General features: G+C 74.1%; 7 protein-coding genes and 1 pseudogene. 3 read left to right on the top strand and 5 right to left on the bottom strand.

Annotated elements, in window-relative coordinates; translation table 11 throughout:
* Together Q6969_RS10735 and Q6969_RS10730 are read right to left on the bottom strand one after the other, a co-directional pair.
* Positions 1 to 594, bottom strand: a 594-nt coding sequence (locus Q6969_RS10735; RefSeq protein WP_317230428.1) for a hypothetical protein, incomplete at its 3' end; no start/stop codon positions are given.
* Between the two features lie 136 nt (positions 595 to 730).
* Entirely contained in the window at positions 731 to 1,690 is a 960-nt protein-coding gene (locus Q6969_RS10730; protein ID WP_317230427.1) for an acetylxylan esterase, read from the bottom strand.
* Positions 1,691 to 1,920: 230 nt separating this feature from the next.
* On the opposite strand from Q6969_RS10730, the gene Q6969_RS10725 reads away from it, so the two are divergent.
* Positions 1,921 to 2,919, top strand: a complete 999-nt coding sequence (locus Q6969_RS10725) for an NADP-dependent oxidoreductase (protein ID WP_317230426.1) — start codon at positions 1,921 to 1,923, stop codon at positions 2,917 to 2,919.
* Between the two features lie 144 nt (positions 2,920 to 3,063).
* Here Q6969_RS10725 and Q6969_RS10720 read toward each other — a convergent pair whose 3' ends face one another.
* Together Q6969_RS10720 and Q6969_RS10715 are read right to left on the bottom strand one after the other, a co-directional pair.
* Positions 3,064 to 3,519, bottom strand: coding sequence for a hypothetical protein (locus Q6969_RS10720; protein WP_317230425.1), 456 nt, complete (start codon positions 3,517 to 3,519; stop codon positions 3,064 to 3,066).
* 238 nt (positions 3,520 to 3,757) lie between these two features.
* Positions 3,758 to 4,474 (bottom strand): SDR family oxidoreductase, encoded by a 717-nt coding sequence (locus tag Q6969_RS10715; protein ID WP_317230424.1) that lies wholly within the window; start codon positions 4,472 to 4,474, stop codon positions 3,758 to 3,760.
* Positions 4,475 to 4,614: 140 nt separating this feature from the next.
* Here Q6969_RS10715 and Q6969_RS10710 point away from each other — a divergent pair, with 140 nt between their 5' ends.
* Positions 4,615 to 5,232 carry a TetR/AcrR family transcriptional regulator gene (locus tag Q6969_RS10710; RefSeq protein ID WP_317230423.1) on the top strand — a complete coding sequence of 206 codons (618 nt, stop codon included), beginning with the start codon at positions 4,615 to 4,617 and terminating at the stop codon, positions 5,230 to 5,232.
* Between the two features lie 54 nt (positions 5,233 to 5,286).
* Here the strand turns inward: Q6969_RS10710 and Q6969_RS10705 are convergent, their stop codons facing one another.
* Positions 5,287 to 7,275, bottom strand: a complete 1,989-nt coding sequence (locus Q6969_RS10705; RefSeq protein WP_317230422.1) for an amino acid transporter — start codon at positions 7,273 to 7,275, stop codon at positions 5,287 to 5,289.
* Positions 7,276 to 7,723: 448 nt separating this feature from the next.
* On the opposite strand from Q6969_RS10705, the pseudogene Q6969_RS10700 reads away from it, so the two are divergent.
* Positions 7,724 to 8,011: pseudogene (locus Q6969_RS10700) on the top strand (sortase); the annotation flags it as partial.

Genomic DNA, 8,011 nt, shown 5'->3' with positions numbered 1-8,011 from the left:
CTGCCGGTCCGCCGCGAGCCGGGCCAGCTCGTCGCGCAGCTCGGCGACGCGGTCCTCGCGCCCCTCCTCGGGGACGGCGCCGGGCAGCAGCTGCGGCGCGAGCCGTGCGCGCACGATCTGCTCGAGCGCGGAGTCGCGCGCGATGAGGAGCACCTCGCGGAGCGCGACGGGGTCGCGGCGGAGCGCGCCGAGCCGCTCCACGATCTCCTCCGCGATCTCGGCACGGAGGGTGAGCCCCGGGACGTCGCCCTCGCGGTAGTCGTCGGGCCGCTTCCCCTTGCCCTCGCGCAGCGCCGCGCGGTCGCGGGCCATGCGCAGCCGCTCCGCCTCGCCGCGCTTCTCGCCCGTCAGCTCGGCCAGCTCGCCGCGGAGCGCCTCGATGAGCGACTCCTCGTCGAAGGCACGGCGCTCCCGCAGCGTGCGCAGGATGATCAGGTTCTCCATCTGCAGCCGGAGCGCGACGCCGACGAGCAGCAGGGACTCCTCGATCAGCACCTCCTTCTGCGCCGGATCGGCGGCCACGCGGGCGGCGACGGAGGGCGGCGGGGCGCCGGGCTTGGAGGGCTTCATGGGGCGGATGCGGGGCCGGGGCATGACGTCCTCCCGCTCCGCCCGCTCCACCGGCGAGGTGCTCCCAGGTTACGCGGATCCCCCGACGCCGGGGCGGGTCGCGCGCATGATCCGGGCGGCGGATCCGGAGCGCACGCGGATGCCGCGCCCGCCCCGCGACTCAGGCCAGGCGCTGCCGGAGGAACGCGAGCGTGCCGAGCTCGTCGTCGATGCCGCCGCCCTCGTGGCCGCTGTACTCCCACTCGGCGATCTCCTTCTCGCCCGCGTACGCATCGAAGGCGCCGTAGACGGTGGAGGCCGGGCAGATCGCGTCCATGAACGCGACCGAGAAGCGCGCCGGCGCGGTGGCCCGACGGGAGAACGCGACGCCGTCGAAGTAGCGGAGCACGGCGTGCACCTCGTCGGCGCGGCCCCGGTACGTCTTCAGGTAGTCCGCGACCTCGCGGTAGGGGTAGGCGTCGGTCATGCGCGCGGCCCGCTCGATGTCGCAGAGGAACGGGACGTAGGCGGAGACCGCGGCGAGGTCGTCGCGGAGGCCGGCGACCGCGAGCGCCAGCCCGCCGCCCTGGCTGCCGCCCTGCACCGCGATGCGGGCGGGATCGACGACGTCGAGCGAGCGTGCCACGTCGACGGCCCGCACGGCGTCGGTGAACAGGCGGCGGTAGTAGTACGTCTCGCGCGAGCCGATCCCGCGGGTCATGAAGCCGGGGATCTGCGGTCCGGAGGCGTGGTCGTCGGCCGTGTCGCCGGTGCTCCACACGGATCCCTGGCCGCGGGTGTCCATCTGCAGGTGCGCGTAGCCGGCGGCCGCGTACATGAGCGACTCCTCGGCGCGGCCCCGCCCTCCGCCGTAGCCGACGTAGGAGACGACGGTGGGGAGCGGGCCGGTCGCGCCGGCGGGGGTGCGGAGCCAGGCCCGCACGTCGGTCCCGCCGGATCCGGCGAAGGTCACGTCCTGCACGTCGACGAGGGCGAGGTCGGTCTCGACCGTCGTCCGCCGCACGTCGAGGTCGTGCTGCGCCGCCTCCGCGAGCGTGTCGGCCCAGAACGCGTCGAAGTCCTCGGGATCGACGTGGCTGCTGACGTGGGCGCGGGCGACGTCGACGGGTTCGATGAGCATGGATCCTCCGGGGCGGTGCGATGGGCGGTCGGCGTCCCGCGAGCCTCGGTGGGCTGCGTCGCCTCGATCATCATGCCCGCATGCCGCTGCGGGCTGCACGCCGCACGGTGGCTCGTGACCTGCTGGATGACTATGCTCATGATTGAGCTGGCTCGGTAGGAGCGGTGGTGCGCCCGCGTCCCTCCCGCGCCCTGCCCCGTCGCGCCCCGCCCCGAACCGGAAGGAGCATCATGAAGGCCGTCGTCCTCACCCGCTACCGCCAGCCCGCCACCATCCAGGACGTGCCCGAGCCCGAGGTGGGCGCGCACGACGTCCTCGTCCGGGTCGAGGCCGCGGGGCTCAACCACCTCGACGAGAAGCTGCGGGCCGGGGAGTTCCGGACCATCTCGCCCCTGCGCCTGCCGACGACGCTCGGCCACGACGTGGCCGGGACCGTGATCGGGGTCGGCGACCGGGTGCGCGGGTTCTCCGTCGGCGACGCGGTGTACGGCCGCGTGCGCGATGGCCGCATCGGCACCTTCGCCGAGCGCATCGCGGTCGACGAGGGCGACCTCGCGCCGATGCCCGAGACGCTGTCGTTCGTCGAGGCCGCCTCGCTGCCGCTCGTCGCCCTCACCGCGTGGCAGGCCCTCGTCGTGCGCGGGGCGGTGCGACCCGGGCAGCGCGTGCTCGTCCACGCGGGGTCGGGCGGGGTCGGGACCATCGCGATCCAGCTCGCCCACCACCTCGGCGCCACGGTCGCCACCACGGCGGGAGCGGCGAACGCCGACCTCGTCCGCGGGCTCGGTGCCGATGTCGTCGTCGACCACCGCTCCGCGGACTTCGCCGACGAGCTGTCGGGCTACGACCTCGTGCTCGACAGCCTCGGCGGCGACACCCTCGACCGGTCGCTGCGCGTCCTCGCGCCCGGCGGCCAGGTCGTCGGCATCTCCGGTCCGCCCGACCCGGCGTTCGCGCGATCGGCGGGGCTGAGCCCGCTCCTGCGCGCGGCCATCGCCGCGCTCAGCGCGAAGGTCCGGCGGGCCGCGCGCCGGCGGGGCGTGCGCTACTCGTTCCTCTTCATGGAGGCGAGCGGATCCCAGTTGCGCGAGATCACGGCGCTCGTCGAGTCCGGAGCGATCCGGCCCGTGGTGGGCCGCGTGGTGGCCTTCGACGAGATCCCCGCGGCCCTCTCCGCGCTCGGTAGAGGCGGCGTCCGCGGGAAGGTCGTCGCCACCGTCGGCGGGTGATCGCGACGGCGGCTCCCGGGCGGCGGCGGCCGTCCTCCGAGGCGGAGCCTGGCCGTCGGCGTGCTCACGAGCCGCCGCGCTCACGAGCCGCCGTGCGCACCCGCCGCGTGCTCACGAGCCGTGGTGCTCACGAGCCGCGCGGGTTCACATGTGCCAGAACGAGAGGGACGGGTGCTTGACCGGGTGCCACAGGTCGGCGACGGAGCTGTACTTGTAGATCTTGTTCACGTCCATGTTGAAGCAGACGTCCCAGCCGTGCCCGCCGATCGCCGTGGAGAAGTCCTCGCACCTGCTCATCCGGAAGGAGTTCAGCGCCAACGAGCTCGGGTAGGCGACGTCGTAGAAGGTCGTCATGAAGCCGACCTTGCTCGCGCAGGTCTGGCCGCCCTTCACCCACACCTTCGTCACGAGCCCCGACCCGATGTGCGTCCCTTGCGTTCCGGGACCCGTGTCGCTGGTGGAGTCCCAGGTGCCGCAGACCCGGTAGCCGCCCTGCGCCTGGGCCGCCTCCGGCGGGGTCGATGCCACGGCGGCCCCCGCGAGCGCGAGGGTCGCGAGGGCGGCGGCGAGGAGGCGGGCGGAGATCCGGGATGTGCGCATGCGGGTGCTTCTCTCAGGTGGGGGTGGGTGAGCGCGCGGACGGCATCACGCCAGGGGCATGGCCGATCCGCGTGGAGGTGCTCTCGTCGGATGGCGACCGCGGCATCGCCCGGGCCGATGGGGCCCGCGGAGCATGCCGCGTCGGCGCCGAGCCTAGGGAGACCGCGAGACGCGCGTTCCGCTCGTGCACAGGAGGGCGGGACCCGCGGCCGCCGCTCCCGGCGGCCGCGGGGGCCGGTCAGTCCGCGGAGCGCGCGGCGAGCTGCGGGTAGAGCACCTCGAGGGGCGCGCTGAGTCCCGCCCGCACCTGCACGGAGGTCGCGTCGGCCAGGACCTCGTGCTCGCCGGCCTCGGTCGCGTCGAGGATCAGCGCGGCGAGCACCGCCGGATCGGTCTTCGGGTCGGTCACGCCCGCCGCCATGGCCGTGTCGACGTAGCCCACGTGCACGCCCACCACGTGGACGCCGGCCGGTGCGAGCTCCAGGCGGAAGGAGTTCGTGGCCGACCACAGCGCCGCCTTCGACGCGCTGTACGCCCCCGCGACGGCGTACCAGCTGAGCGCGGAGTGGATGTCGATGAGGGCGGCGCCCTCCGCGGCCGACAGCACCGGCGCGAACGCGCGGGTGAGGAGGACGGGCGCGAAGAAGTTCACCTCCATGTTCGCGCGCAGGTCCTCGTCCGAGATGTCGAGCAGGCTCGGGGTGGGCGGGTTCGCGCCCGCGTTGTTGACGAGGATCGTGACGTCCGCGGCGGCCTCGACGGCGGCGCGGATCGATGCCGGGTCGGTCACGTCGAGCGGGAGCGGGACGACGCGGGGGTCGTCCCAGGAGCGCGGGCTGCGGGCGCTCGCGTAGACCCTGGCCGCGCTGCGCTCGAGGGCGGCGTGCACGAGCTGCGTGCCGATCCCCCCGTTGGCGCCGGTGACGAGGACGACGGATCCGTCGATGGTGGGCATGGTGCTCCTTGCGCTGGGGCCGCCGCGGGGCGGGGGCCGGATGGCGGGTCGTGCGAGGATGGACGCCTCGACCCCATCGCCTCGATGACGACTCTCCTCATAGCTGAGCGCAGTCACATTTCATTCCCGGAAGACGCGAGATGACCGCAGCACCCGCCGCCGCAGCGGCACCCGGCCGTCGCGAGCGCGCCAAGCAGGAGAAGCTGCGCCGCATCACGGAGGCCGCCGGCGCATTGTTCGCCGAGCACGGCATCGACGACGTGACGACCCAGCAGATCGCGGACGCCGCCGACATCGGCACCGGCACGCTCTTCCTCTATGCCCGGAGCAAGGGCGAGCTGCTCCTCCTGGTGCAGAACGCGAGCTACACGGCGGCGCTCGAGGAGGCCCGGGACGCGGTCGCCGGCGAGACGGACCCGGTGGACGCGGTCCTCGCCATCGCGCGGCCCGTCGTCGCGTGCAACCGCGAGCACGTGGAGAACGGGCGCACGTACCTCCGCGAGATGGTGTTCGGGAACCCGGCGGAGCCGCACCATGCCCGTGCGCTCGAGATCGTCGCGGACACGGAGCGCCTGACGGCGGAGGCCCTCCGGCGCACGCTCCCCGGCGGGGTCTCCGACGCCGATGCGGACGCCCTGGCCCGCGTCGTGTCCGCGGCCCTGTTCATGAGCATGGCGTTCGGCGCGGCGACCGGATCCACCACGGACGGGATCCTCGCCGACGTGCGCCGGCAGGCGGCGGCGGTGCTCGCGCGCTGACCCGAGCGGCGTGCCGCGGCGTGCGGCGCCGGGCTGGATGCCGGGCGCGCGCCCTCAGCTCACGTGCACGTCCGGCCGCCGCGATCGCACGGGCTCGGCCCGGCGGAGCACCTCGCGCGTGACGGGCGCGACCTCGCCCGTGCCCGTGACCAGGAAGCGGAGCAGGTTGCCGACGGGCGACCCCTCGGTCCACTCGAAGTAGACGCCGGGCTTCACCCCCGTGAGGTCGCGCACCGCGAGCAGCACCGCGGCGATCGTGTTCGGGACGTTGCCGCTCGTGACCTGGAGCACGCGGAAGCCGCAGCGCACGATGCCGCGCACCACGAGGTCCTCCTCGAACTCGGAGGAGTCGCCGGGCGTCACCTCGAGGAAGATCACGGGCGCGCGCGCCGGGATCCCGCTGTCGCGCCGCTCGTCGCTGGCCTTCCGGCGGTACTCGGCGATGCGCTCGTCCTCGGTCAGGCGCTCGTCCGGCTCGTCCGGCTCGTGGGCGATGACGCTCACCGCCCCGTAGTCCTCGGCGTCCTCCACCACGAAGGCGCGCGCCCGCTCGTCCATCGTGAGCGACGTCGCGCGCAGCTGGAACGAGCGCTGCACGCGGCTGACGATGGAGACCGCGAGGATCCCGAGGATGAACAGCGCGGCGATCCGCACGCCGTCCGGACGCTCGATCACGTTGACGACCGTCGTGTAGGCGAACACCGTGGCGATCGCCGCGAAGCCGACCGTGCGCTTGCGCTGCCCGGCCTTCCGCGCGGACAGCGTCACCGCGACCGAGGCCGACGTGATGAGCACCAGCACCCCGGTCGCGTAGGCACCGGCCTGCGCGTCGACGTCGGCCTGGAACACGAGGGTCACGATCACGGCGATGGCCGTGAAGACGAGCACCAGCGGGCGCACCGCCGCGGCCCAGTGCGGGGCCATGCCGTAGCGGGGGAGGTAGCGCGGCACGATGTTGAGCAGGCCCGCCATCGCGGAGGCGCCCGCGAACCAGAGGATGCAGATCGTGCTGATGTCGTAGAGCGTGCCGAAGCCGTCGCCGAGGAACTGGTGCGCGAGGTAGGCGAGCGCGCGGCCGCTGGCCTTGCCGCCGTCCTGGAACTCGGCCTGCGGGATCAGCAGGGTCGTCACGGAGCTCGACGTGATGAGGAACGCGCTCATGATGAGCGCCGCCGTGGTGAGCAGCCGCTTGGTGCCGTGGATCCGCGTCCGCGGCACCCCGTCGGCGTCGTCCTCGCCGCGCACCTGCGGCATGACGGCGACGCCCGTCTCGAAGCCCGACAGGCCGAGCGCGAGCTTCGGGAAGACGATGAGCGCGATGCCCACCATCACGAGCGGGTTGCCGTGCTGCGCCGTGAGGGCCGCCCACCAGTCGTCGATGACGACGGCGTTCTCGGCGACGTGGAAGATCGAGACGACGATGACGATCGCGTTGAGCGCGAGGAAGACGCCGACGAGCACCACCGCGATGGAGATCGCCTCGCGGAACCCGCGGAGGAACACGAACGCCAGCGCGGCGAGGAGCACGAGCGTCAGCAGCACCTCGTTGCCCGCGAACCACGACGGGGCGAACGGGTTCTCGACGGCGTGCGCGGTCGCGTCCGCCGCCGACAGCGTGATGGTGATGAGGAAGTCCGTCGCCGCGAACCCGAGCAGCACGAGCACGAAGAGCTTGCCGCCCCACCATGGGAGGAGCCGCTCGAGCATGGCGATGGATCCCTCGCCGCGCGGGCTCTCGCGCGCGACCCGCCGGTAGACGGGCAGGGCGCCGAGCAGCGTCAGGAGGATGAGGACGAGCGTCGCGAGCGGCGACAGCAGTCCTGCCGCGACCGCCGCGATGGCCGGCTGGTAGCCGAGCGTGGAGAAGTAGTCGACGCCCGTGAGGCACATGACGCGCCACCACGAGTGCGTCTTCTCGACGGTCTCGGCGTGCGGGCCGGGGTGGGCGCCGGACGCGCCGGGCAGGCCGTCGAGCAGCCAGGCGGTGATCCCGTCGCGCGCGCGGCGCTGCTCGGGCGCGCGCAGCAGCTCGGGGGCGCTCACGCGCGGGCTCCCGAGGTGTCGGAGCGGGGCGGGGACGTCATCTGACCGTGATCCGGGCAGTGCACGGGGATCCTCCTGAGGCGGCGCCGGGACCCCGTCTCGCGGATGCGGCGGTCGGGCCCGGCAGCATCGTCGGCTCATCGTGCCACCTCCGGTCGGGAGCGGGGTGCGCGTGCAGGGTGCGGTCATGCGGGCGGGCGTCCGCGGACACCCCAGTACAGGGGCGATCGGCGCGTGCGATCCGCATGCTTCCGGGCGACGGCGGCGCACGTGCTACTCGGGGCAGGCGAACGTCATCCTCGGGGAGGAGGGGCCGATCCATACAGTCTGCGGTGGGGAGCTGATCCTCCCCACCGCGTCGCCGAGGCCCTGGGACGCGTCCCCTCTCCCGCGCGTCCGCGGCACAGCCATGGTGCGGACACGCGGTCCTGCACACCTTGGAGATGTCATGACCTGCACCACCACGACCGCCGTTCGCGGCCGGTCCTTCCGCCGCGCAGCGGTGGGCGCCTGCCTCTCGGCGTCGCTCGTCCTGCTGCCCCTCGCGATGGCGCCCGCCGCCCACGCCGAGACCGCGGCCGCCGCCGAGACCGAGGCCGTCCCCCAGGGGGCAGCTCCCGCCGAGGACGCGACCGCCGCTCCCGCCGCCCCCGCCGAGGGATCGGCGCCCCTCGCAGACGCCCCGGTCGAGGTCAGCCCCACCCCCGTGCCCGCGCCCACCGCCGCGCCGGACCTC

This window comes from Clavibacter sp. MX14-G9D (assembly GCF_032917815.1).
Taxonomy (GTDB): Bacteria; Actinomycetota; Actinomycetes; order Actinomycetales; family Microbacteriaceae; genus Clavibacter; species Clavibacter michiganensis_K.
This window is presented reverse-complemented; position numbering and strand designations above follow the sequence as displayed.

Excerpts from the sequence above, each read along its gene's own strand:
- Q6969_RS10730 (WP_317230427.1), bottom strand. The coding sequence starts at position 1,690 with ATGCTCATCGAACCCGTCGACGTCGCCCGCGCCCACGTCAGCAGCCAC.
- Q6969_RS10725 (WP_317230426.1), top strand. The coding sequence starts at position 1,921 with ATGAAGGCCGTCGTCCTCACCCGCTACCGCCAGCCCGCCACCATCCAG.
- Q6969_RS10720 (WP_317230425.1), bottom strand. The coding sequence starts at position 3,519 with ATGCGCACATCCCGGATCTCCGCCCGCCTCCTCGCCGCCGCCCTCGCG.
- Q6969_RS10715 (WP_317230424.1), bottom strand. The coding sequence starts at position 4,474 with ATGCCCACCATCGACGGATCCGTCGTCCTCGTCACCGGCGCCAACGGG.
- Q6969_RS10710 (WP_317230423.1), top strand. The coding sequence starts at position 4,615 with ATGACCGCAGCACCCGCCGCCGCAGCGGCACCCGGCCGTCGCGAGCGC.